Origin of the sequence: Mycobacterium sp. UM_Kg27, assembly GCF_000972905.1 — a bacterium.
In the GTDB taxonomy this organism is placed as follows: domain Bacteria; phylum Actinomycetota; class Actinomycetes; order Mycobacteriales; family Mycobacteriaceae; genus Mycobacterium.
This window is the reverse complement of sequence record NZ_JRMM01000064.1, coordinates 1-23,320: the sequence shown is the minus strand read 5'-3', so window position 1 is coordinate 23,320 and position 23,320 is coordinate 1. Positions and strand designations below refer to the sequence as shown.

The following is a 23,320-nucleotide window of genomic DNA, read 5'->3' as shown; positions in this document are numbered from 1 at the left end:
GTGTATAAGAGACAGCTCCAGCGCGTCCTCGGCGATGCGGGCGTGGAACAGCACCTGCAAGAGCACGTCGCCCAGTTCCGCACACAGCTCGTCGGCATCCCCGCTGCGGACGGCGTCGAACAGTTCATAGGTCTCCTCAAGGAGAAACCGGCGCAGCGAGTCGTGGGTCTGCTCGCTCTCCCACGGGCCGGTGGTGCGCAACCGGTCCATGATCGCGACGGCGTCGATCAGCCGCTCCCCCGGCGGCGCGTCCGGCGCCGCGATCAGCGTCTCCCCGGCCTCCAGTCGAGCGACCACGTCGGGATGGTTGCGGTCCGAGGACAGCAGTACCGGGGCCGGCACGTCAGAGGCGCCGCCGGTGAGCACCGATCGGGCGGCCGGCAACGACCACGGCACCACGATCGGCAGTTCCTCGGTGTAGACGACCTCACCGGCCAGCAACGCGAGGGCTTCGACCGGGACAAGCGAGGGCCGGCGGGGGTCGACCAGGACGACGGTCATCGTGGTTACCGTACTGCGGGCACCGCGCCGGTGACGTCGATAAGGCCCTGCGGCTTGCCATCCAGGGCCGAGATCAGATCGGCCACCATCTGGACGAGTTCGACGTCGCGGATACGGGGCGCACCGACGGGTGCGCCGGCACCACCGGCACGCGGGATCGGCACCTGCACGGTTGCGGTGGTGGCCCGGTAACTCGCCGACGGATGCATCCGCTTGAGCCGCAACTGGGCGGAGTCCGGCAGCGTCATCGGAGCCAGCCGCAGCGTGGTCGCCGACGCCGCGGACACCTCGGTGATCCCGGCGGCGCGGCACAGCAGCCGCAGCCGGGCCACCGCCACCAGCCGGCCGGCCGGCTCGGGCAGCGGTCCGTAGCGGTCGGTGAGTTCCTCTATCACCGCGGTGATCTCGTCGTCGCCGGGGGCGGCCGCCAACCGCCGGTAGGCCTCCAGCCGCAACCGGTCGGAGTTGATGTACTCCGGCGGCAGATGCGCATCGACCGGCAGGTCGATCCGGACATCCTTGACCTCTTCGGTGGTGATCGTCTCGCCGTTGAAGGCCGCCCGGTAGGCCTCGACGGCCTCGCCGACCAGCCGCACATACAGGTCGAAACCCACCCCGGCGACGTGCCCGGACTGCTCCACCCCCAGCACGTTGCCGGCGCCGCGGATCTCCAGGTCCTTCATCGCCACCGCCATGCCGGCGCCCAATTCGTTGTTCTGGGCGATGGTGGCCAGCCGGTCATGGGCGGTCTCGGTCAGCGGGCTCTCCTTCGGGTACAGGAAGTAGGCGTAGCCGCGTTCCCGGCTGCGTCCCACCCGGCCGCGCAGCTGGTGCAGCTGCGAGAGCCCGAAGGTGTCGGCACGTTCGACGATCAGGGTGTTGGCGTTGGAGATGTCCAGGCCGGTCTCGATGATGGTGGTGCACACAAGGATGTCGTATTCCCGATTCCAGAAGCCCTGCACCGTGGTTTCCAGCAGTTCTTCGGGCATCTGGCCGTGCGCGACCACCACCCGGGCCTCGGGCACCAGGCCGCGCACCCGGGCGGCCGCCGCATCGATCGAGCTGACCCGGTTGTGCACGTAGAACACCTGGCCGTCACGCAGCAACTCACGGCGCAAAGCGGCCGCGACCTGCTTGTCATCGTGGCCGCCGACGTAGGTCAGCACGGGATAGCGGTCTTCGGGCGGGGTGAGGATCGTCGACATCTCCCGGATGCCGGCCAGGCTCATCTCCAGGGTGCGCGGGATCGGGGTGGCACTCATGGTGAGCACGTCGACGTGGGTGCGCAGCGCCTTGATGTGCTCTTTGTGCTCGACGCCGAACCGCTGCTCCTCGTCGACGATCACCAGGCCGAGGTCTTTCCAGCGCACCCCGGTCTGCAGCAGCCGGTGGGTGCCGATCACCACATCGACGGAGCCGTCCGCCAGGCCGTTGATGGTCGCCTTGGACTCTTGGGCGTCGGTGAACCGTGACAGCCCCTTTACGGTGACCGGGAATCCGGCCATCCGGGTGCTGAAGGTCTGCAGGTGCTGATCGGCCAGCAGCGTGGTGGGCACCAGCACCGCGACCTGCTTGCCGTCCTGAACGGCTTTGAACGCCGCACGCACCGCGATCTCGGTCTTGCCATAGCCGACGTCGCCGCAGATCACCCGGTCCATCGGCACCGGCTTTTCCATGTCGGCCTTGACCTCGCTGATGGCGGTGAGCTGGTCCATGGTCTCGGTGAACCCGAACGCGTCTTCCATCTCGGCCTGCCACGGGGTGTCCGGGGCGAACGCGTGACCGGGCGCGGCCTGACGTTTGGCGTAGAGCGCGACGAGTTCGTCGGCGATCTCTCGGACGGCCTTGCGGGCCTTGGTCTTGGTCTGGCTCCAGTCGCTGCCGCCCAGGCGGCTCAGTGCCGGGGCTTGGCCGCCGACATAGCGGGACAGCTGATCCAGCGAGTCCATCGGCACATACAGCTTGTCGGTACCGTTGGCGCCGCGTTTTCCCGAGGCGTATTCCAGCACCAGGTACTCGCGCCGCGCCCCGCCCACGGTGCGCTCGGTCATCTCCACGAACTTGCCGATGCCGTGCTGGTCGTGCACCACCAGGTCGCCGGCGGTCAGCGCCAGCGGGTCCACGGCGTTGCGGCGCTTGGCCGCCAGCCGTTTGCCTTCCGGCCCGCTCACCCGGTTGCCGGTCAGGTCGGCTTCGGTCACCACCACCAGGTTGGCGCCGGGGATGACCAGGCCTTCGTGCAGCGGACCCTGCAGAACCCCGACCACTCCGGGCTGCGGGGCCGCGCCCGCCTCCAACAGCGTTGCCGCCGTTTCGGATTCGGCCAGCTGCTCCACGATCCGCCGGGCCGTGCCCACGCCGGGCGCGACCACCGCCGCCCGTCCCCCGGTCGCGATGTGCGCCCGCAGCATGGCGAAGATCTCGTCGATGTCGCGCTGCCGGCCGCGGGCCGACGGCGACGCGCGCACGTCGAGTTCGATCGCATCCGGGCTGGGCAGCTGGCTCAGTGTCCACCACGGATGGCCGGTGTCGAGTGCGGTCTGACGCGCCTGTTCGAAGTCCCGGAATCCCGAGCCCCCGAGCTGTTCGATGTCGATCGGCGCCTCGCCGCCGATCGCGGCAACCGACCAGGACGCCTCCAGGAATTCGCGTCCGGTCTTGATCAGGTCGGCGGCGCGGGCGCGGATCTTCTCCGGGTCGCAGACCAGCACCGGGGTGCCCGGACGCAGGTGATCGGTCAGCAGCACCTGCGGGCCGGGCTTTAGCACCGGTCCCAGCGCCTCCATGCCGTCGACCGGGATGCCTTCGGCGAGCTTGGCCAGCATGTCGCCGACGGTGCCCAGCACGGCGTTGTCGGTCTGCGGTTGATCGCGCGCCAGCTCGGCCGCGCGGGCCCGCACCTCATCGGTGAGCAACAGTTCCCGACAGGCCACCGCGACCACGGTGCCGACTTCGACCTCGGGGATGGAGCGCTGATCGGCCACCGAGAACGGCCGGATCTCGGTGACCTCGTCACCCCAGAACTCGATGCGCACCGGATGTTCGGCGGTCGGCGGGAACAGGTCGAGGATGCCGCCGCGGACCGCGAACTCACCGCGCTTGCCGACCAGGTCCACCCGGGTGTAGGCCAGCTCGACCAGCCGGGCGATCACCGCCTCGAACGGGATCTCGTCACCGACGGCCAGCATGACCGGCTCGATCGCGTCCAGTTGACCGGTCATCGGCTGCAGCAGCGACCGGGCGGTGGTCACCACCACGCGCAGCGGAGGTCCCAGCCGGGCGTCGTCGGGGCAGGCCAGCCGGCGCAGCAGCAGCAGACGGGCGCCGACGGTATCCACCCCGGGCGAGAGCCGCTCGTGCGGCAGCGTCTCCCAGGACGGGAACAGCGCCACCGTATCGCCGTACACCCCGCGCAGCTCCGCGGTCAGGTCGTCGGCTTCGTGGCCGGTGGCGGTGACCACCAGCAGCGGGCCGGTGCGGGCCAGCGCGGCGGCGGTGAAGGGCCGCGTGCCGACCGGGCCGACCAGCGCGAGTTCGGTGGGCGGGTCGCCCGCGCGCTCGATGAGTTCGGCGAAAGCGGGCGCGGTCAACGCCAGGTCTACGAGCCCCGCAATCGGGTTTTGGACAGTCTGGTACCCCGGTGCGGTCATGATGTGGGCAATTCTAGGCGGTGTGGCGGATGCCGACGATTTGCGTTGCGGTACATGCCTTATTCGTCGTGCAGGGTCGGATCGGACTCCAGGTGAGTCAATCCGTTCCAACACAGGTTGACCAGGTGCGCGGCCACCACTTCCTTCTTGGGTTCGCGTACGTCGAGCCACCACTGGGCCGTCATCGACACCGAACCGACCAACGCCTGGGCGTACAGCGGCGCGGTCTCGGGGTCCAGGCCGCGTTTGGCGAAGTCGCCGGCCAGAATCGACGACACCTGGCCGATAGCGTCGTTGAGCAGGGTCGAGTAGGTGCCGGAACTGATCGACGCCGGCGAGTCCCGGATCAGGATGCGGAATCCGTCGGTGTGCTCGTCGACATAGGTCAGCAATGCCAGCGCGACGCGCTCCACCCGCAGCCGGGACTGGTTGTTGGTGGCCTTGGTCAAGGACGTGGTGATGCCGTCCAGCAATGCCGACATCTCGCGGTCCACCACCACGGCGTAGAGGCCTTCTTTGCCGCCGAAGTGCTCGTAGACCACGGGCTTGGACACGTTGGCGCGCTGCGCGATCTCCTCGATGGAGGTGCCCTCATACCCGCGTTCGGCGAACAGCGAGCGGGCGACGTCGATGAGTTGGTGACGACGCTCGCTACCTGTCATCCGGGCTCGAGGCGCCCGGCCGTCCTTGTCCAGACCAGCCACGCGACCAGGGTAGTCCGTGGGACCAGACCGGATTGTCCGACTTCTTACTCGGGCGGCGGGCGGCCCTCGCCGTCGGCGGACTAAAGTCACTGCGAAGCACCGATCCGTCGTGGTGTAATCGGCAGCACCTCTGATTTTGGTTCAGATAGTTCAGGTTCGAGTCCTGGCGACGGAGCTCAGATTTGTCCCACCCTTTGCCGCGAGCGTGCCCAAAATGACAGGCTAGGCGGCGTGTCGATGGACAATCACGCACTCTCGAGCCCGGATGCCAGCCAGGACGCCGTCATCGTCTTGGCGGCCGGAGCCGGCACCCGGATGGTCTCCGACACCCCCAAAGTGCTGCATGAGCTGGGCGGGCGCAGCATGCTGGCGCACTGCCTGCAGGCCGCCGCCGGCGTCGATCCCCGCCACTTGGTGGTGGTGTTGGGCCACGAGCACGAGCGCATCACCGGGTCGGTCGCCGAGTTGGCGCAGGCCCTGGACTTTCCCATCGACATCGCCCTGCAGGACCAGCAGTTGGGCACCGGGCACGCGGTGCTGTGCGGCTTGGCGGCCCTGCCGGACGACTTCAGCGGCACCGTCGTCGTCACCTCCGGCGACATCCCACTGCTGGACACCGCCACGCTGCAGGCGCTGATCGACACGCACCGCACCGCCCCGGCCGCGGTCACGGTGTTGACCACCACGCTGGCCGACCCCACCGGCTACGGCCGCATCCTGCACACCCAGGACGGCGAGGTGACCGCGATCGTCGAGCAGGCCGACGCCACCGAATCACAACGGGAGATCCGCGAGGTCAATGCCGGGGTGTACGCCTTCGACATCGCCGCGTTGCGGTCCGCGCTGGGCCGGCTGGGCTCCGACAACGCCCAGCACGAGCTGTACCTGACCGACGTGATCGGTATCGTCCGCGGCGACGGCCAGGTGGTGCACGCCCGTCACGTCGACGACGCGGCGCTGGTGGCCGGCGTCAACGACCGGGTGCAGCTGTCGGCGCTGGCGAGCGAACTCAACCGACGCCTGGTGGCCGCCCATCAGCGGGCCGGCGTCACCATCGTCGATCCCACCACCACCTGGATCGACGTGGACGTGACCATCGGGCGCGACACCACGGTCGCGCCCGGAACCCAGCTGCTCGGCCGCACCGCCGTCGGGGCGCACTGCACGATCGGCCCCGACACCACCTTGACCGACGTGACGGTGGGCGACGGTGCGTCGGTGATCCGCAGCCACGCCACCTCGTCGGCGATCGGCGCCGGTGCAGCGGTCGGGCCGTTCACCTACCTGCGTCCCGGCACCGTGCTGGGTTCCGACGGCAAGCTGGGCGCGTTCGTCGAGACCAAGAACTCCACCATCGGCACCGGGACGAAGGTTCCGCACCTGACCTACGTCGGCGACGCCGACATCGGAGACCACAGCAACATCGGCGCCTCCAGCGTGTTCGTCAACTACGACGGCCAGACCAAACGACGGACCAAGGTCGGCTCGCACGTGCGCACCGGCTCGGACACCATGTTCGTCGCGCCGGTCACCATCGGCGACGGCGCCTACACCGGCGCCGGGACCGTGGTGCGCCATGATGTGCCGCCGGGCGCGCTGGCGGTGTCGGCCGGCCCGCAACGCAACATCGAGAACTGGGTGCAGCGCAAGCGGCCCGGCAGCCAGGCCGCCGCGGCCGCCGAGTCGGCGGCTAACGCCGAAGAAGCCGGCCAGACTCCACCCGATCTGTCATCGTGAGCTTGATCGCGTTGAGGCAGCCCGAGGCGAAATCGCACGCCGGGCTACGTACCATAAGGCCCGAATTAGCTCGACCGAAATCCACAATCTCCTACGGCGGGGGCAGCGCGTGAGCCACGACTGGACAGACAATCGCAAAAACCTGATGCTTTTCGCCGGCCGTGCGCACCCGGAGCTGGCTGATCAGGTCGCCAAGGAACTGGACGTACCGGTTACCGCGCAGACCGCTCGCGACTTTGCCAACGGCGAGATCTTCGTGCGCTTCGACGAATCGGTGCGCGGCTGCGATGCCTTCGTGCTGCAGTCGCACCCGGCGCCGCTGAACCAGTGGCTGATGGAACAACTGATCATGATCGACGCGCTCAAGCGCGGCAGCGCCAAGCGGATCACCGCGATCCTGCCGTTCTACCCGTACGCGCGCCAGGACAAGAAGCACCGCGGCCGTGAGCCGATCTCGGCTCGCCTGGTGGCCGACCTGCTCAAGACCGCCGGTGCCGACCGGATCGTCACGGTGGACCTACACACCGACCAGATCCAGGGCTTCTTCGACGGCCCGGTGGACCACATGCGAGCCCAGCCGCTGCTGATCGGCTACATCAAAGAGAACTACGGCAACTCCGACGTCGTGGTGGTCTCCCCCGACTCCGGCCGGGTGCGGGTCGCCGAGAAGTGGGCCGACTCGCTGGGCGGCGTGCCGCTGGCCTTCATCCACAAGACCCGTGATCCGCGGGTGCCCAACCAGGTCAAAGCCAACCGGGTGGTCGGCGAGGTCACCGGCAAGACCTGTGTGATCACCGACGACATGATCGACACCGGCGGCACCATCGCCGGGGCGGTCAATCTGCTGCGCGAAGACGGCGCCAGCAACGTGATCATCGCCGCCACCCACGGGGTGCTCTCGGACCCGGCCGCCGAGCGGCTGGCGGCCTGCGGAGCCAGCGAGGTGATCGTCACCAACACCTTGCCGATCCCCGAGGACAAGCGCTTCCCGCAGTTGACCGTGCTGTCGATCGCTCCGCTGCTGGCCAGCACCATCCGGGCCGTGTTCGAAAACGGCTCAGTCACCGGGCTTTTCGATGGGGACGCCTGATATGACGGATGCAGTGGTCTATCACAACCCGCGCTGCTCGACCTCGCGCAAGACGCTGGACCTGCTGCGCGAGAACGGTATCGAGCCGACGGTCGTGGAGTACCTGAAGACCCCGCCGTCACGAGCGGAACTGGCCGAGATGATCCGTGCCGCCGGAATCGGTGTGCGCGACGCGGTGCGTACCGGCGAGGCGGCGTATGCCGAGCTGAACCTGGCCGATGCGACCGATGACGAACTGCTCGACGCGATGGCCGCCAACCCGATCCTGATCCAGCGGCCGTTCGTCGTCACCGGTAACGGCACCCGGCTGGCTCGTCCGATTGACGCGGTCCGCGAGATCCTGTGACCACGCTGCGCTTGACGGTCGCCGCACTGGCGTGCGCGGCCCTGGCCGGCATCACATCCGGGTGCGGCGCTAAAAGCCCTGACTACCAGTCGATCTGGGGTAACGGCACCACAACCACCACCTCTTCGGAACCGGAGGCTCCGGTCACCGTGGGGCGCTACCTGGAGGACCAGGGCGTGGTCGCGGAGGCGGTGGCCCCCAGCGCACCGACCGACCTGAGGGTGTCGATCCCCACGCCGCCGGGCTGGACGAAGAAGGAAAGCTCGTTGCTGCCGCCCACCACGCTGGCGCTCGGCAAGGGCGAGAAGTACCCCCGGGCGATTTTGAGTGTGGTCAAGCTCAACGGGAACTTCGACTCGAAAGAAGCCATCCGGCACGGTGTGGTCGACGCCCAGCTCTCGCCGAACTTCCGGCTGCTGGACGCCTCGAACGAGGACTACCAGGGCTTCCCGTCATCGATGGTGCAGGGCACCTACGACATGGACGGCCAGCGCCTGCACAGCTGGTTCCGGATGGTGATCGCCACCGGCTCGGCGCCGGCCGAACAGCGCTACCTGGTGCAGTTGGCGGTCACCGCCCCCGCCGACGAGGCGCCCAAGAACGCCACCGACGTCGAGGCGATCATGAAGGGCTTCACCGTCGCCGCAAAGTGATCCCCTAGCTGCGTCGGATCTTGTTACAGTGACGCACTCGTCGAAGGGAGTCCCGCCATGTCCCTTATTCGCCCGTCATCGCTGAACCTTGCCGGCCTCGGCGTGGCCGCGGTCGCCACCGGCCTGCTGGCGCCCATGGCGTCGGCTGACGCCCCACCCGGCTGCACCGCCGCCGACATGGCCAACGTGGCCACCGGCGTCGCCGCCTCGACGTCGGGTTACCTCTACGCACACCCGGACGTCAACGAGTTCTACACCGGCCTGCACACCCGGCCCGACGACGAGGTGCCCGAGGCGGTTCGCGGCTTCTTCGCCGACAACCCGCAGGCCCACGCCGACCTGCTGGGGCTGCGCCAGCCCCTGGCCGATTTCCGCGCCCGGTGCGGATTGCCCCAGCCCGAGCACCCGCTGCTGGACCAGTGATGGCCCGCCGGATCTGGGTCGTCGCGGTGCTGGCCCTGCTGAGTTTGCCGGGGGCCGTCGTGGTGTTCACTCCGGCCGGCACCGCCACCGCGGGGTGTGTCGGGGTGGGCCGCCGGGTGTATGTCAGCGGCTGCGCCGACCCGGTTCCACCCCCGGCCTACTACGCACCGCTGCCCGAAGACGTGCCGCCGCCACCGCCTCCACCGCCGGTCAACACCTGCGTGGGCTACAACGGCCGCTGGGTGCACGCCAACAACTGCAACTAGGTGCCCTGACGTTTTAGAGTGTCAGCCATGGCCTCCTGGTCCGCCTCCGATCTGCCGTCGTTCGCCGGGCGATCCGTCATCGTCACCGGAGCCAACAGCGGTTTGGGGGCGGTGACCGCACGCGAATTGGCCCGAGTCGGCGCCGACGTCACCCTGGCCGTCCGCAACACCGCCAAAGGCGAGGCCGCCGCGGCAGGGATGTCCGGCCGTACCGGTGGGGTGACGGTGCGCGCCTTGGATCTGGCGGACCTGTCCTCGGTGCGGCGGTTCGCCGCCGAGACCGAGTCCGTCGATGTGCTGATCAACAACGCGGGCATCATGGCGGTGCCCTACGCCAAGACCGTCGACGGTTTCGAAAGCCAGATCGGCACCAACCATCTGGGGCATTTCGCGCTGACCAATCTGCTGTTGCCCAAGCTCACCGACCGGGTGGTGACGGTGTCCTCGGCCCTGCACCGGATGGGCTACATCAGCCTCAAGGACCTGAACTGGGAGTCGCGGCGGTACTCGGCGTGGCTGGCCTACGGCCAGGCCAAGCTGGCCAATCTGCTGTTCACCAGCGAACTGCAACGCCGGCTCGTGGCGGCGGGCTCACCGGTGCGCGCACTGGCCGCCCACCCCGGCTATTCGAGCACCAACCTGCAGGGCCAGACCGGGAATCGGATCAGTGACCTGGTGATGCGCACCTTCGGCAACGGTCTGATGGCCACCAGTCCCGACTTCGGGGCACGCCAAACCCTCTACGCCGCGTCGCAGGATCTGTCCGGCAATACCTTCATCGGTCCGCGCTTCGGCATCGTCGGCCGCAGCGGTTCGGTGGGCCGCAGTCTGCTGGCCAAGCGCGGATCCACGGCCGCCGGGCTGTGGGAGCTGTCCGCGCAGCTCACCGGCGTTCAATTTCCACTCTGAGCCGCCGATGCGCTAGCCTGACCAGGCGTCACGGCGAGGGCGGCCACCATTGGGCCGCCGTTATCGACGAGGACCTCCTTAGATGGTTGTCGCGATCTGGCCGTGCCTCATGCACCCCGTAGCAACCAAGGAGTCCAGATGGCCAAGAGCCCGACCACCAACCAGCTGACCGTTTCGGTGCGCACCGAGACCGGCAAGGGCGCCTCGCGCCGGGCCCGTCGGGCCGGCCGCGTCCCCGCGGTCCTCTACGGCCACGGCAGCGACCCCCAGCACCTCGAACTGCCGGCCCACGACTTCGCGGCCGTGCTGCGCCACTCCGGCACCAACGCCGTGCTCACCCTCGACATCGAGGGCAAGGAGCAGCTGGCGCTGACCAAGGCTCTCGAGATCCACCCGATCCGTCGCACCATCCAGCACGCCGACTTGCTGGTCGTGCGCCGCGGCGAGAAGGTCATCGTCGAGGTCAACGTCGTCCTCGAGGGCGACGCCGCTCCCGGCACCCTGGTCACCCAGGACGCGACCGCCGTCGAGATCGAGGCCGAGGCGCTGTCGATTCCGGAGCAGCTGACCGTCTCCATCGAGGGCGCCGAGGCCGGCACCCAGGTCACCGCCGGGGCGCTGGAGCTGCCCAAGGGCGTGAGCCTGATCTCCGACCCCGAACTGCTGCTGGTCAACGTGATCGAGGCCCCGAGCGCCGAGGAGCCGGCCGAGGCTGCCGGCGAGGAAGCCGGCGCGGAGGCCGCCAAGGGCGCGGCCGACGAGTCCGAGTAGGCCGAGCACCGCGTGGCCGAGTCACCACCGATATTGGTGGTCGGCCTGGGCAACCCGGGCCCGACCTACGCCCGCACCCGCCACAATGTCGGCTTCATGGTCATCGACCTGCTCGCCGAGCGGATCGGGTCGTCGTTCAAGCTGCACAAGAAGTCGGGTGCCGATGTGGCCACCGGGCGCCTGAGTGGGCGCTCGGTGGTGCTGGCCCGGCCACGCTGCTACATGAATGAGTCGGGCCGCCAGGTGGGGCCACTGGCCAAGTTCTATTCAGTGCCTACCGGCGACGTCGTGGTGATCCACGACGATCTCGACTTGGACTTCGGCCGGATCCGGCTCAAGCAGGGCGGCGGCGAGGGCGGTCACAACGGCCTGCGCTCGATCGCGACGGTGCTGGGCAGCAAGGACTTTCAGCGGGTCCGTCTCGGGATCGGCCGGCCGCCCGGCCGCCAAGATCCGGCGGCGTTCGTACTGCAGGCATTCACTGCCCGGGAGCGCGACGAGCTGCCGACGATCTGCGAGCAGTCCGCCGACGCCACCGAGCTGCTGATCGAGCTGGGTTTGGAACCGGCCCAGAACGTGGTGCACGCCTGGTCCTAGCGCGCCGAGCGCCAGATCCCCACTCGCGGTGGATGCTGCCGCGCCCTAGGTGACCAGGGCGACGGAGTTGGCCCGGCGCAGCTTGCCCGACGGCGTCTTGGGGATGCTGCCCGGTCCGAGCACCACCACGTTGCGCGGCCGCATATCGACCTCGGTGACCACCTCATGGGCGACCTGGTGCTCGATACGGCGTACCTCGACCGGGTCCTGCCAGGCGTTGGATTCCACCGCGACCGCGAACGTCTCCCGCGAGTGCCCGGCGTCCAGGCGCACTGCGACCGCACAGCCCGGCCGCACGCCCTCGACGCGGCCCGCGGCCCGCTCAATGTCGGTCGGATAGATGTTGCGGCCCGCCATGATGATGACGTCCTTGACGCGGCCACACACCACGACGTGGCCGTCCTCCATCTGGTAGCCCAGGTCGCCGGTGTCATACCAGCCGTGCTCGTCCTGCGCCGGCAGGAAGCCCGCCATGGTCAGGTAACCCGGGGTCACCGGCTCGCCGCGCAGCTGGATCACGCCGACCCCGCGCGCCGGCAGCGAGTTGCCGTGCTCGTCGACGATCCGGATCTCGATGCCCTCCAGCAGCGGCCCCAGCGAGGCCAGTCGCCGGGTGTTGCCCTTGGTGGCGGGCACCGCCTGGCGCAGCGCGGCCAGCAGGTCGGCGTCGACCTCGTCGACCACCAGACCCGCACCGCACTTGGAGAACGACACCGCCAGAACCGTTTCGGCCATGCCGTAGGCCGGCAGGATGGCGGCCGGGTTCAGCCCGAACGGTTTACCGGCGTCGATCAGGTCCTCGACGTCGGCCGGCTCCACCGGCTCGGCACCCGAGAGCGCGAACCGCAGCGTGGACAGGTCGAACTGGCCCGGCGTGGCTTGCTTGCGCAGCCGCTTGGCGAACAGCGCGTAGGCGAAGTTCGGGGCCGCGGTCATGGTGCCCTTGTACTTGTCGATCAGCTTGGCCCACAGCAGGGTGTCCCGCAGGAAGTCCATCGGGGTGATCTTGACCAGCTCGGCGCCGAAGTACATCGGCACGGTCAGGAAGCCGATCATGCCCATGTCGTGGAAGCACGGCAGCCAGCTGACCATGACGTCCTTCTCGACGTCGTACTCAGCGCTGATGAACATCGCCTCGGCGTTGGAGTAGATGTTGCGGTGGGTGATCTGCACGGCCTTGGGCGACCCGGTCGAGCCGGAGGTCAGCTGCATCAGCGCCAGATCGTCTTCACCGGCTTCTTCCGGATCGATCGGTTCGGCGGCCAGCAGGTCAGCAACGGTGACGACCTTCAGGCCCTTCTCGGTCAGCACCGGGGCCGCCGCCATGAAGGGGTCGGAGATGATGACGGCCTTGGCGTCGATCATGTCGACGACGGTCATGGTGTCCTCGGCCCACACCGCCAGGTCGGTGCGCGGGGTGGGCTGGTGCAGCATGGTCAGGCTCGCCGCGCGCATCCACACGCCCTGGGCGGTGGGGGCGATTTCGACCGGTGCACCGGCAAGCACGCCGACGGCGTCACCCGGGCCGACACCGGCAGCCGCCAGCCCACCGGCTATGCGCCGGGCGCGTTCATGGACCTCGCCCCAGGTGTGCCGGACGGGTGTGTGCGGCTCACCGGTGACCATGCCCTTGGACGACTCCCGGGCACTACGGAACATGTTGTCGGTAAACCTGCTCACGACGGCCTCCTAGCCGGCACCAGTACTTTCCATACGGGCTCAGATTTCATGTTCCACCTGCCGTTGACCACATCGCGAGAGGCACACGCGCACAATTCGGTGGCGGTTAGATCTCGATACCGTAATGCGCGGCCCACCAGAGCGGCGAGCGTCTGGATGGCAGGGTTGTCCTGGCCCGCAAATTGTCACCGCGGGCCATCTTAAACTCCTCTTAATCCGCGGGCAAATCTGCTAGCGGATCGGTGACGGTGTTATGCGCCACTCACCGATGACGGCACCACCCGGGCGCCGTAGACCGGACCGCTGGCCACCCGCACCGCCCGTCCCGCGCCGAGCGCCGACAGCTCGACGGCGACGTCGGTCGCCGACTGCGCTGAGCTGCACAGGAACGCACACGTCGGACCGGATCCGGACACCACGCCGGCCAGGGCCCCTGCCTCCACGCCGGCGCGCAAGGTGCGGCGCAGGTCCGGATTGAGGCTGACCGCCGCCGCCTGCAGGTCATTGCCGAGCAAGCCGGCCAGCCGCTGCGGGTCCCCCGCGGCCAACGCGGCCAGCACCGGCTCGGGGTCGCCCGGTTCCGGCAGTTTGCGCCCGGTGTCGCGCAGCCGGTCCAGTTCTTTGAAGACCGTCGGCGTCGACAGCCCGCGGTCGGCGAACGCCAGCACCCAGTGGAACGTCTCACGGGTGAGCACCGTGGCCAGTTCTTCGCCGCGACCGGTGCCCAGCGCCGTCCCGCCGTGCAGCGCGAACGGCACATCGCTGCCCAGCTTGGCGGCCAGTGAGTGCAGGTCGCGACGCGGCACGCCCAGTTCCCACAGCACGTTCATGCCGACCAGCACCGCAGCGGCGTCGGCGCTGCCGCCGGCCATGCCGCCGGCCACCGGGATGGACTTGTCGATGCTGATCGCCACGTCCGGAGCCCGGCCCACGTGCTCGGCCATCAGCTCGGCAGCCTGCCACGCCAGGTTGCGCTCATCGGTGGGCAGCACATCGGCGCCCTCGCCGCTGAGTCGCAACGACAGCACGTCGGCGTCGCGGACGGTCACCTCGTCGACCAGCGAAACCGCGTGGAAGACGGTGGTCAGCTCGTGGTAGCCGTCATCGCGACGGTCACCGACGGCCAGGTAGAGGTTGAGCTTGCCCGGTGCCCGCACGGTGACCGAACCGGTCGGGGACCACTCGGTGGCGGTATTGCCGTCGGATGCGGTCACGTGGATGAGACTATCGGTCCACGGCAACCCTGCACCCGGGCTCCGGGCCGCGAATCCCTACCGATCAGGAGAACAGGTCGGCGAAGTCGGCGCTGATCGAGCTGAAGGCATTCATCAGAACCTCCACCTCGAACCCGGCGGCCATGGTGACCAACCCGGTGGTGGCCGCCAGCGGCATCCCGATCGCGCCCACCAGATCACCGGACATCAGCTCGTTGAAGAACAGGCTCGCGCTGTAGGCCGGCAGCGTGGTGATCAGCGAGTTGATGATGTCGGCGGTGGGCAGCAGTGTCGCGTACAGGGTCGAGGCGGCGGCGCTGATGGTATTCGCGATGTCCAACAGGCTCGGCATGCTGAAGTCCGCCGGGCCTCCGGTGTCCCAGCCGAAGAGGCCAGCAGCACTGCCGGATGCCATGTCCTGCAAGGCGGCAACGAAGTCGTTCCAACCCTGCTCGGCACCGTTGACCAGTGCGGTGAGCACGTCCATCGGGTTCACGTCGGGGAACAGTCCGAACGGCGTGGAGATGTCCGCCGGCCCCTGGTCCCAACCATGCTCGATGTTGCCGTAGCCGAGGTTGATCAGCACCCGCAGGGCCGGCTGCAACAGGTCGGCGAACGCGTTGCCGAATGCGTTGCCGCGCAACAGCTGCAGCAGCGGCAGGTCTTCGGTAGGAATCATGAAGTACTGGTTGTTGCCGGTGTAGCCGTCGGAGACATTGAGCTCGATGGCGCTCGCCAGCTGTTCGTCGGTGAGCCTCGGGTAGGTGCCGTGGATGAACATGATGCCCAGGAAGGCGTTGAGGTCGGCCAGGAAGTTCAGCGGGTACTTCGGGAAGTCGGCGAAGCCGTCGTATTCCTGGATGTAATTGGCGGTTTCCCAGGGCGTCTCAGATGGAGCGCCCCCGCTGAACGTGACACCGAGACTGGCCAGGCTCAGCGGAACCCCGGGCACGTCGAAGCGAGACAGCAGGCCACCGTTGGGGTTGGCCGGGCTGCCCAGCGTCACGAACGACAGCTGGTCGGAGGTCGGACGCTCGCCCTCGGGCAGGGCCAGCAGCTGGTCCATGACCAGACCGTTGATGACGCCGCTTTGCGAATAGCCTAGTACGACAAGGTCATTGCCCTTGCCGACCTCTTCCATGATCTTCTGGTACAGGATGGTGGAGCCCTGGGCCAGCGAGGTGTCGAGCGGCAGCGTCTTCACACCGGTCAGCGGGTAGAGACCCTCCGGGGTGAACAACGGGTTAGTGGCATCCACCTGAAAAGTAGGCTGGCCCTCGAACTTCGGGGTCTCCGGCGAGATGAACCGATCTGTGAGGGCGGTCAGGTACTGCGGCGGCGGGATGGGCAGCCCGCTGCCGCCCATGATCCACGATTCGGTGTCCAGCAAAGATGTCTGCGCGATCACGGTCTTCACGGACGCGGTCAGGTCCGGCACCACAACCGGGGCGACACCGAGGGCGGTGATGGCGGCCAGCGTCAGAGGCACGGCACCAAGGGAACTCAGTTTGCTGTGGGACAGAGTTGTCATGACGGCCTCCTGGATGCTGATGCAATCGGGTCGATTATTCACCTCGCGCCAGCGAAATGTCATCCCCTTTTAGCTATTCGATCATGCAAATCTCAGTTTTCTGCGAGGTAGCTGTGCGCGCCCTAATCTGAGGTAATGAACGCAGCCGGCGACTACGGCGGCTACCTGATCGAGCGGGAGGTCGGCCACGGCGGGCACGCCGGGGTGTATTTGGCCCACCACCGCAGCAGCCCCGACGTGCCCGAAGCACTGAAGGTCCTCGATGAGTCGCACCGCTCCCCCGCCGAGCAGCGCCGGTTGGAGCGGGAGTTCGGGTTCGCCAGCGCCCTCAAGCACCCCCACATCGTCGCGGTGTACCGGCACGGGCCGTTCTGGCTGGCGATGCAGTACGTCGACGGGGGTAAGGCGACCGGCCTGCGCACGCTGCAGGACCGCCTGGCCGCGCTGACCCAGATCGCGGCCGCGCTCGATTACGCGCATCGTCGCGGCATCGTGCACAGTGACGTCAAGCCGGCCAACATCCTGATCCATGCCGACTTCGGCCGGGCCGGTGCGGTGCTGACCGACTTCGGAGCGGCCCACGCCGTCGTGGAAGACGTGTGGCACCGGCCCGGACATTTCGGGCACCCCGAAGTCTCGTTGCCCTACACCGCGCCGGAGATCCTGCAGGGCAAGGCCCCGTCGGCGGCCACCGACGAATACGCCTTGGCCTGTACGGCGGTAGAACTGCTCACCGGAGCGCCGCCCTTCCCCACGCAGAGCGCAGCCGATCTGGCCGAAGCGCACCTGCGGCTGCTACCGCCACCACTGTCCGACACGCTCGGTCCGGCGGCGCGAGCAGCCGATGTGGTGGTGCAACGTGCGCTGACGAAGTTTCCGGCACGCCGCTACGGGTCCTGCGCAGACTTCGTCGAGGAGTTGTCCCGCGCGCTGCTGCCGCATGCCGGGCCACCCAAGCCGGTCGAGACCTGAAGCAGGCGCACGAAATCGTCGATCGCCAACGTCTCGCCGCGACTCATCGGATCGATTCCTGCAGCCTCCAGCAACTCCGCGGAGCGCCCCCCCGATCCCGCCCAGTCGGCGAACGCATTACGAATAGTCTTGCGGCGCTGGGCAAAAGCGACATCAATCAGGGCAAAGACCTGACGGCGAAATGCATCTTCGACCGGCCACGGAGCGGTCTCGTATCGGTCGATGCGCACCAACCCGGAATTCACCCGCGGCACCGGCCAGAACACGCTGGGCGGTACCGTGCCGCAGCGGCGCACCGCACCGAAGAACCGCGCCTTGGCGCTGGGCACCCCGTAGTCCTTGCCACCAGGCTCAGCGGCCAAACGCTCGGCTACCTCCAACTGCACCATGACCGTCACGGTGCGGATGGAACCGAACTCCGACAGCAGGTGCAACAACGCCGGAACCGCAACGTTGTAGGGCAGATTAGCCACCACCGCCGTCGGCGCGGTCGCCACCTCGTCACGGCGCAGGGTCAAAACGTCCCGCCCGAGCACCTCGAGCCGGGCGGCGTCAGCGGGAGCGTGTTCGGCGATGGTCTGCGGCAACCGGGCGGCCAGCACCGGATCCTTCTCGACGGCGATCACCGTCGGGCCGTACTCGAGCAACGCCAGGGTCAACGAGCCCAGCCCGGGCCCGACCTCGAGGACGTGGTCGTCGGCGGTGATACCGGCGCCGTCCACAATCCGGCGCACGGTGTTTGCGTCATGAACGAAGTTCTGCCCCAGAGATTTTCGGGGCCGCAGGTCGAGTTCGTTTGCCAGGGCCCTGATGTCACCGGCCCCGAGTAGCCCGATGGTCAGCGCCTCCCGCTGCACACCGGCCAGGCTCCCCAGCCTTGGCGGGCCTGGGTGACCTCCGCGATCGCGATCTGCTCTTCGCGAGTAGCCATATCCGCGCGCGGCGCGTACTTCAGACCGCCGTTGGCCACCCACGTGCCGTAATCGAACTGCACGCCACCGTAGAAGCCGTTGCCGGTGTTGATCGCCCAGTTTCCGTGCGACTCACAGTTGGCGATGCGGTCCCAGGCGGCCCCGTACACCGACGGCGGCACCTCGGTGCCCGGCTTGGCGCCGACCCGCAGTACCGAATCGCGGGCCGGGTCCACCACCGCGTTGGCGACCGGCAGGCGGCCGGTCTCGGCGCCGTTGACGGTGGCCACCGAGTAAGTCACGTCCTGGGTGCCCGGCGTGCCCGGGTCGTCAACGACCTGCCGGCTGATGTTCATGGTCGGGTCTTCGATGCGACGGGCCGGCGGGGGCAGCGGCACCCGCTCGGTGACCTGCTTGACCCGGATCCGCGTCACCTGGATCGCCATGCCCTCGGTGACCGGGGTCGAGGCCGCCGGGATGACCTTGTCGGCCTGCTCCAGCGGGGCGCCGTCGGCAGCCAGCAGTTCGGCGACATTGGGTGCGGCCAGGTGCACGGTGCGCACCACGCCACCGTCGTCGATCGTGACTGTCTTGGCGCTGACGACCGGCAGTGCCATGCCGGCCAGCGGAACCCGGCTGCCGCGCGATGCCGCAGCGGGGGCGGTGTCGGTCATCGAGAGCTGGGCCAGCGCCTCGTCCACCGAGAGCGCCGTCGTCCACACCTGCTGAGGCTCACGCCCGTCCAGCGAGACCTGCAGGGGCCGCCCGCGGCGGACCATGATCGTGTCCGAGTCGTGCACCTGCGCGGTGCGGGCGGGGCTCACATCGTCGCGCTCGCCGAGGTCGAAGCCGTTCTCGGAGACGACGTCGATGACCCGCGACCGCATGGTGGTGACGGTGATCGGGGTTCCATCGACGTCCAGCGTCACGGTCTTGGCGCTGGCGACCGCGAAGCCGCCCGCAAAGGTCAGCACCAGCAGTAAAGCGCCGACCAGAAGCCGCAGCATCGGCGAGGGAGCCTGATGCAGCCTGGTCAAAAGATTCAAGACAAAAACCTCACGACACGGGAAAGGGGCCCTTGCGGTGCCCCAGCTTCGATAACGGAACGGTAACGAACCCCACTGGCGTCGGCAACCGAATGTGACCTGCTCGACCTTCACCCCAGCCCATACACCCGCCGGGCGTTGCGGTTCGTGACCTGCGCCAGTTCGGCTGCCGATCTTCCCAACAGCTCGGCCAGCGCTCTCACAGTGTATGGCAGACAGTAGGGCTCGTTCGGTGCACCGCGGTACGGATGCGGAGTCAAAAACGGCGCATCGGTCTCCACCAGAAGCTGCGCGTCCGGAATCAATGCTGCCGCTTCCCGCAGGTCACGGGCGTTTTTGAAGCTGACCGTGCCGGACAGACTCAGAATCCAGCCGGCGTCGATGCAGGTGTGAGCCATCTCCGGGCCGGACGAGAAACAGTGGAAGATCACCGTCTCCGGGGCGCCTTCGGCGCGCAGCACGTCGAGCACGGCGGCGTCGGCGTCACGGTTGTGGATCATCAGCGGTTTGCCAGCCCGTTTGGCCAGGTCGATATGCCAGGCGAACGCCTCGCGCTGGGTCTGGGGGGTCGCGCAGCCCTCCAGACGCCCGGGCCAATACAGGTCCATGCCGGTCTCGCCGACCGCCACCACTCGAGGATGGGCGACCAGCGCCTCGATCTCGGCGCGGGCCGCATCGGTGAGCGAATCGGCGCGAGTGGGATGCAGGGCGACCGCCGCGTAGACCCGCTCGTCGGCGTCGGCGGCCTGAGTCACCCAGCGAGCCGACGCCAAGTCGTCGGCGACGGTCACCGCCGCCTGCACCCCGACGGCGGCGGCGCGGTCCATGATGGCGCGCACCGACGAGGCGTCGGCACCCCCACAGGCGTCGAGGTGGGTGTGGGCGTCGACCAGCGGACTCAGCTCCTGCGGTGCCGGCGGCGGAGTTTTGGCTGATCGTTTCGAGCTCACCCGCACACAATAAGGTGGCGAGTGATGAGAAGAACGCAGCCTTTCTATGTCACCACCGCTATCACCTACCCCAACGGTGACCCGCACATCGGCCACGCCTACGAGTACATCGCCACCGACGCGATCGCCCGGTTCCACCGGCTCGACGGGTTCGACGTGCGGTACCTGACCGGCACCGACGAGCACGGGCTGAAGATGGCCGAGACCGCCGCCGCCGAGGGCATCGCCACCGCGGATCTGGCCCGGCGCAACTCCGATGTGTTCCAGCGACTGCAGGAGAAGCTCAACATCTCCTTCGACCGGTTCATCCGCACCACCGACGCCGATCACCTGGAGGCCTCCAAGGCGATCTGGCAGCGCATGGTCGACGCCGGTGACATCTACCTAGACGCCTACTCCGGCTGGTATTCGGTGCGCGACGAGCGGTTCTTCACCGAGGGTGAGACCCGGCTCAACGAGGACGGTTCGCGGGTCGCCGCCGAGACGGGGGCGCCGGTCACCTGGACCGAGGAACAGACCTTCTTCTTCCGGCTCTCGGCCTACGCCGACCGGCTGCTGGCGCACTACGAGGCGAACCCGGACTTCATCGCCCCCGAGGTGCGTCGCAACGAGGTGGTCAGCTTCGTCTCCGGCGGCCTGCGGGATCTGTCGATCTCGCGCACCTCGTTCGACTGGGGGGTGCCGGTGCCCGGACACCCCGACCATGTCATGTACGTCTGGGTGGACGCGCTGACCAACTACCTGACCGGCGTCGGCTATCCCGACACCGACTCGCCAACCTTCCGCCGGTATTGGCCCGCCGATCTGCACATGATCGGCAAGGACATCATCCGGTTCCACACCGTGTACTGGCCCGCCTTTCTGATGTCGGCCGGAATCGATTTGCCGCGCAGGGTTTTCGCACACGGCTTCCTGCTCAACAGCGGCGAGAAGATGAGCAAGTCGGTGGGCAACGTGATCGACCCGGTCGAGTTCGTCGACAAGTACGGCGTCGACCAGGTGCGCTTTTTCCTGCTGCGGGAGATCCCGTTCGGCCAGGACGGCAGCATCTCCGACGAGGCGATGATCGGCCGCATCAACGCCGACCTGGCCAACGAGCTGGGCAACCTGGCGCAGCGCTCGCTGTCGATGGTGGCCAAGAATCTGGGCGGGGTGGTGCCCGAGCCGACCGCCCAGGCCGCCGACGGCGAGGAACTGCTGGCCCTGGCCGACGCGCTGCTGGAGAAGATGCGGGCGGCCTTCGGCACGCAGTCCATGCACCTGGGCCTGGAGGCGATCTGGCAGATGCTGGGCGCGGCCAACCGGTACTTCTCGGCCAACGAGCCGTGGAAGCTGGCCAAGAGCGAGTCCGCGGCCGATCAGGCCCGCTTCGGCACCGTCCTCCACACCACGCTGGAGGCGGTGCGGATCGCCGCGCTGCTGGTGCAGCCGGTGATGCCGGACTCGGCGGCCAAGCTGCTGGACCTTCTGGGCCAGACCAGCGAACAGCGGATGTTCACCGCCGTACCCCAGCGGCTGGCGCCGGGCCTGACGCTGCCGGCACCCTCCGGGGTTTTTCCGCGGTATCAGCCCTGACGATGGGAACGCCCGGGCTAGAGCGGATCTAACCGTACGGCCACGGTCACTGCGCCATGCTCGTCGCGGTGCGCGACGGCCTGCCCGGTCCGGTTGACTCCGTCGAGCCGGATCGTCAACGGCCCGCCCTCGCCTGAGAAATTGCGCCACCAGGCCTTCGCATCCGGCATGGCGACTCCGATTCGCACCTCGTCACCGCTGCGCCAGTAGCCCACCGGAAGAGTGAAGGTCTGCCCGGACCGTCGCCCCACATAGCTGATCGTGGTCAACCGCCGGCCGAACAGCGAACCGAGCATCGGCGCTGCGATCAGCGACGTCGCCACGGCGTTGAACACCTGAATGAATCTCCGTCCCCGGCCACCGAACGCCATGGACCCAGCCTACGCACGCAGTGAATCAGGTCACACCGTGTCACGCTCGCCCGCTCCGCGGTGTCTAGAGGGCATCACCACTTCAAGGACAGGAGCACCTCATGACCCGCATCCAGGTCGTCATCATCGGCGGCGGCTACGCCGGCACCCTGGCCGCCAACCGGCTGCGCCAGCACCCGGACGTCGACATCACCCTGGTCAATCCGCGCCCGGAGTTCGTCGAGCGGATCCGGCTGCACCAGTACGTGGCCGGCACCGGCACGGCCACCATCGACTACCCCGAACTGCTCGGTGACGGAGTCCAGCTGCTGGTCGACTCCGCCACCCGGATCGACGCCGCGGACCGGCGCGTCGAGCTGGCGTCGGGCACCGTGCTGCGCTACGACTTCCTCATCTACACGGTAGGCAGCACCGGTGCGATCACTCCGGCGGTTCCCGGCGCCGCCGAATACGCTTGTTCCCTCAGTGAATTCGAGTCCGCGGCCCGGCTGCTGGCCCGGCTGGGCGAGCTGGCCCCGCAGGCCCCGGTGACGGTGGTGGGCGGTGGACTGACCGGAATCGAGGCGGCCTCCGAACTGGCCGGACAAGGCCGGCCGGTGACCCTGGTCTCCGGCGGGATGCTCGGGCCGTCGCTGCACGCGGCGGGCCGGCGCTCGGTGGCCAAAACACTGCGCAAACTGGGGGTCGACGTGCGCGAGGCCGCGGTCGTCGCCGAAGTGCGCGCCGACGCGCTGGTGCTGCGTGACGGCACCGTGCTGCCCAGCGCGGTGACAGTCTGGACGGCCGGCTTCGGCGTGCCGGACCTGGCCACCGCCAGTGGACTGGCCACCGACGCGTTGGGTCGGCTGCTCACCGATGAAACTCTGACCAGTATCGACAACCCGTGGATCATGGCGGCCGGAGATGCCGTCGCCCCCTCGGGCCAGCCATTGCGGATGAGCTGCCAGGCCGCCCTGCCACTGGGCGCTCAGGCCGCCGACACCGTGCTGGCCCGCATCGCCGGGACCTCGCCGGTCGCGCTGGACCAGGCGTTCGCCGCCCAGTGCATCAGCGTGGGACGCGACGCGGCCACGGTGCAGTTGTCCCGCCGCGATGACACCCCGATCAAGGCGTTCGTCGGCGGCCGGCTTGGCGCCGTGGTCAAGGAGGCGATCTGCAAGTACACGCTCACGTGGATCCGGGGCGAGGCGGCCAAGCCGGGCTCGTACCGTTGGATGAAGGCCGGCGCCCGTGCGGGCCGCATCGCACAGGGTCAGGCGGAACGGGGGGCCGCGGTGTGACAAACGGTCAAACCCAGCGGTTCAGCGAGCCTCGACGAAGGAGAGGCGAAGCTGGAACCGCTGCTCAAGCCCAGCGGTTCACCGAGCTCCGGCCGCTACTGTTCACCATCGCCTACGAGATCCTTGGCCTGTCTCTTATACAC

General features: G+C 68.4%; 22 protein-coding genes and 1 tRNA gene. 13 read left to right on the top strand and 10 right to left on the bottom strand.

Annotated features, from left to right (window positions below):
* The 3 genes from LI94_RS11890 to LI94_RS11880 form a co-directional block, all read right to left on the bottom strand.
* Positions 1 to 501 (bottom strand): MazG nucleotide pyrophosphohydrolase domain-containing protein (locus LI94_RS11890; protein ID WP_046301310.1); only part of this gene is annotated, 501 nt, incomplete at its 3' end.
* Positions 502 to 506: 5 nt separating this feature from the next.
* Entirely contained in the window at positions 507 to 4,151 is a 3,645-nt protein-coding gene (mfd, locus tag LI94_RS11885) for a transcription-repair coupling factor (RefSeq protein ID WP_046301309.1), read from the bottom strand.
* A 59-nt stretch (positions 4,152 to 4,210) separates the two neighbouring features.
* Positions 4,211 to 4,813 (bottom strand): TetR/AcrR family transcriptional regulator, encoded by a 603-nt coding sequence (locus LI94_RS11880; protein ID WP_024442510.1) that lies wholly within the window; start codon positions 4,811 to 4,813, stop codon positions 4,211 to 4,213.
* A 145-nt stretch (positions 4,814 to 4,958) separates the two neighbouring features.
* On the opposite strand from LI94_RS11880, the gene LI94_RS11875 reads away from it, so the two are divergent.
* The 10 genes from LI94_RS11875 to pth all read left to right on the top strand — a co-directional run bounded on the left by LI94_RS11875 (position 4,959) and on the right by pth (position 11,647).
* Positions 4,959 to 5,030: transfer RNA gene (locus tag LI94_RS11875), tRNA-Gln, on the top strand.
* A gap of 62 nt (positions 5,031 to 5,092) precedes the next feature.
* A complete protein-coding gene (glmU, locus tag LI94_RS11870; protein ID WP_046301313.1) occupies positions 5,093 to 6,592 on the top strand; it encodes a bifunctional UDP-N-acetylglucosamine diphosphorylase/glucosamine-1-phosphate N-acetyltransferase GlmU in 1,500 nt (499 codons plus the stop codon).
* Positions 6,593 to 6,701: 109 nt separating this feature from the next.
* Positions 6,702 to 7,682 carry a ribose-phosphate diphosphokinase gene (locus LI94_RS11865; protein ID WP_046301308.1) on the top strand — a complete coding sequence of 327 codons (981 nt, stop codon included), beginning with the start codon at positions 6,702 to 6,704 and terminating at the stop codon, positions 7,680 to 7,682.
* Between the two features lies 1 nt (position 7,683).
* Entirely contained in the window at positions 7,684 to 8,028 is a 345-nt protein-coding gene (gene arsC / locus LI94_RS11860; RefSeq protein WP_046301307.1) for an arsenate reductase (glutaredoxin), read from the top strand.
* 5 nt (positions 8,029 to 8,033) lie between these two features.
* Positions 8,034 to 8,681 (top strand): LpqN/LpqT family lipoprotein, encoded by a 648-nt coding sequence (locus LI94_RS11855; RefSeq protein WP_152664810.1) that lies wholly within the window; start codon positions 8,034 to 8,036, stop codon positions 8,679 to 8,681.
* 57 nt (positions 8,682 to 8,738) lie between these two features.
* Positions 8,739 to 9,104 (top strand): heme-binding protein, encoded by a 366-nt coding sequence (locus LI94_RS11850; protein WP_046301305.1) that lies wholly within the window; start codon positions 8,739 to 8,741, stop codon positions 9,102 to 9,104.
* Positions 9,104 to 9,370, top strand: a complete 267-nt coding sequence (locus LI94_RS11845) for a hypothetical protein (RefSeq protein WP_046301304.1) — start codon at positions 9,104 to 9,106, stop codon at positions 9,368 to 9,370. Before LI94_RS11850 ends, LI94_RS11845 begins: the two co-directional genes overlap by 1 nt.
* Before the next feature lie 27 nt (positions 9,371 to 9,397).
* Complete coding sequence (locus LI94_RS11840) at positions 9,398 to 10,279, top strand: oxidoreductase (protein WP_046301303.1); 882 nt, start codon at positions 9,398 to 9,400, stop codon at positions 10,277 to 10,279.
* 138 nt (positions 10,280 to 10,417) lie between these two features.
* Positions 10,418 to 11,050 carry a 50S ribosomal protein L25/general stress protein Ctc gene (locus LI94_RS11835; RefSeq protein ID WP_046301302.1) on the top strand — a complete coding sequence of 211 codons (633 nt, stop codon included), beginning with the start codon at positions 10,418 to 10,420 and terminating at the stop codon, positions 11,048 to 11,050.
* Positions 11,051 to 11,062: 12 nt separating this feature from the next.
* On the top strand, positions 11,063 to 11,647 hold the full coding sequence (pth, locus tag LI94_RS11830) for an aminoacyl-tRNA hydrolase (protein WP_024442519.1): 585 nt from the start codon (positions 11,063 to 11,065) through the stop codon (positions 11,645 to 11,647).
* A 45-nt stretch (positions 11,648 to 11,692) separates the two neighbouring features.
* On the opposite strand, the gene LI94_RS11825 is transcribed toward pth, so the two are convergent.
* From LI94_RS11825 to LI94_RS11815, 3 genes are all read right to left on the bottom strand, one after another.
* Positions 11,693 to 13,327, bottom strand: coding sequence for a fatty acyl-AMP ligase (locus LI94_RS11825; RefSeq protein ID WP_024442520.1), 1,635 nt, complete (start codon positions 13,325 to 13,327; stop codon positions 11,693 to 11,695).
* A gap of 251 nt (positions 13,328 to 13,578) precedes the next feature.
* Positions 13,579 to 14,541, bottom strand: coding sequence for a 4-(cytidine 5'-diphospho)-2-C-methyl-D-erythritol kinase (locus tag LI94_RS11820; RefSeq protein WP_046301301.1), 963 nt, complete (start codon positions 14,539 to 14,541; stop codon positions 13,579 to 13,581).
* A gap of 64 nt (positions 14,542 to 14,605) precedes the next feature.
* Complete coding sequence (locus LI94_RS11815) at positions 14,606 to 16,072, bottom strand: PE-PPE domain-containing protein (RefSeq protein ID WP_046301312.1); 1,467 nt, start codon at positions 16,070 to 16,072, stop codon at positions 14,606 to 14,608.
* 135 nt (positions 16,073 to 16,207) lie between these two features.
* Here LI94_RS11815 and LI94_RS11810 point away from each other — a divergent pair, with 135 nt between their 5' ends.
* A complete protein-coding gene (locus tag LI94_RS11810) occupies positions 16,208 to 17,044 on the top strand; it encodes a serine/threonine-protein kinase (protein WP_046301300.1) in 837 nt (278 codons plus the stop codon).
* Here LI94_RS11810 and rsmA read toward each other — a convergent pair.
* From rsmA to LI94_RS11795, 3 genes are all read right to left on the bottom strand, one after another.
* Complete coding sequence (rsmA, locus tag LI94_RS11805) at positions 16,960 to 17,910, bottom strand: 16S rRNA (adenine(1518)-N(6)/adenine(1519)-N(6))-dimethyltransferase RsmA (RefSeq protein WP_046301311.1); 951 nt, start codon at positions 17,908 to 17,910, stop codon at positions 16,960 to 16,962. The two genes, LI94_RS11810 and rsmA, sit on opposite strands and share 85 nt — an antisense overlap.
* Positions 17,883 to 19,001: a resuscitation-promoting factor gene (locus tag LI94_RS11800; protein ID WP_082105737.1), complete on the bottom strand. Its 1,119-nt coding sequence runs from the start codon at positions 18,999 to 19,001 to the stop codon at positions 17,883 to 17,885. Before LI94_RS11800 ends, rsmA begins: the two co-directional genes overlap by 28 nt.
* Positions 19,002 to 19,111: 110 nt before the next feature.
* Positions 19,112 to 19,957 (bottom strand): TatD family hydrolase, encoded by an 846-nt coding sequence (locus LI94_RS11795; RefSeq protein ID WP_192830960.1) that lies wholly within the window; start codon positions 19,955 to 19,957, stop codon positions 19,112 to 19,114.
* Positions 19,958 to 19,975: 18 nt separating this feature from the next.
* On the opposite strand from LI94_RS11795, the gene metG reads away from it, so the two are divergent.
* Positions 19,976 to 21,526 (top strand): methionine--tRNA ligase, encoded by a 1,551-nt coding sequence (gene metG, locus LI94_RS11790; protein WP_046301297.1) that lies wholly within the window; start codon positions 19,976 to 19,978, stop codon positions 21,524 to 21,526.
* A 17-nt stretch (positions 21,527 to 21,543) separates the two neighbouring features.
* Here metG and LI94_RS11785 read toward each other — a convergent pair whose 3' ends face one another.
* Positions 21,544 to 21,897, bottom strand: a complete 354-nt coding sequence (locus LI94_RS11785) for a hypothetical protein (protein WP_024442527.1) — start codon at positions 21,895 to 21,897, stop codon at positions 21,544 to 21,546.
* A 101-nt stretch (positions 21,898 to 21,998) separates the two neighbouring features.
* Here LI94_RS11785 and LI94_RS11780 point away from each other — a divergent pair, with 101 nt between their 5' ends.
* Positions 21,999 to 23,177 carry an FAD-dependent oxidoreductase gene (locus LI94_RS11780; protein ID WP_046301296.1) on the top strand — a complete coding sequence of 393 codons (1,179 nt, stop codon included), beginning with the start codon at positions 21,999 to 22,001 and terminating at the stop codon, positions 23,175 to 23,177.
* The last annotated feature ends 143 nt before the right edge of the window (positions 23,178 to 23,320 follow it).

Excerpts from the sequence above, each read along its gene's own strand:
- LI94_RS11835 (WP_046301302.1), top strand. The coding sequence starts at position 10,418 with ATGGCCAAGAGCCCGACCACCAACCAGCTGACCGTTTCGGTGCGCACC.
- LI94_RS11780 (WP_046301296.1), top strand. The coding sequence starts at position 21,999 with ATGACCCGCATCCAGGTCGTCATCATCGGCGGCGGCTACGCCGGCACC.
- LI94_RS11815 (WP_046301312.1), bottom strand. The coding sequence starts at position 16,072 with ATGACAACTCTGTCCCACAGCAAACTGAGTTCCCTTGGTGCCGTGCCT.
- glmU (WP_046301313.1), top strand. The coding sequence starts at position 5,093 with ATGGACAATCACGCACTCTCGAGCCCGGATGCCAGCCAGGACGCCGTC.
- arsC (WP_046301307.1), top strand. The coding sequence starts at position 7,684 with ATGACGGATGCAGTGGTCTATCACAACCCGCGCTGCTCGACCTCGCGC.
- LI94_RS11850 (WP_046301305.1), top strand. The coding sequence starts at position 8,739 with ATGTCCCTTATTCGCCCGTCATCGCTGAACCTTGCCGGCCTCGGCGTG.
- LI94_RS11840 (WP_046301303.1), top strand. The coding sequence starts at position 9,398 with ATGGCCTCCTGGTCCGCCTCCGATCTGCCGTCGTTCGCCGGGCGATCC.
- mfd (WP_046301309.1), bottom strand. The coding sequence starts at position 4,151 with ATGACCGCACCGGGGTACCAGACTGTCCAAAACCCGATTGCGGGGCTC.
- LI94_RS11785 (WP_024442527.1), bottom strand. The coding sequence starts at position 21,897 with ATGGCGTTCGGTGGCCGGGGACGGAGATTCATTCAGGTGTTCAACGCC.
- LI94_RS11810 (WP_046301300.1), top strand. The coding sequence starts at position 16,208 with ATGAACGCAGCCGGCGACTACGGCGGCTACCTGATCGAGCGGGAGGTC.
- LI94_RS11845 (WP_046301304.1), top strand. The coding sequence starts at position 9,104 with ATGGCCCGCCGGATCTGGGTCGTCGCGGTGCTGGCCCTGCTGAGTTTG.
- metG (WP_046301297.1), top strand. The coding sequence starts at position 19,976 with ATGAGAAGAACGCAGCCTTTCTATGTCACCACCGCTATCACCTACCCC.
- LI94_RS11880 (WP_024442510.1), bottom strand. The coding sequence starts at position 4,813 with ATGACAGGTAGCGAGCGTCGTCACCAACTCATCGACGTCGCCCGCTCG.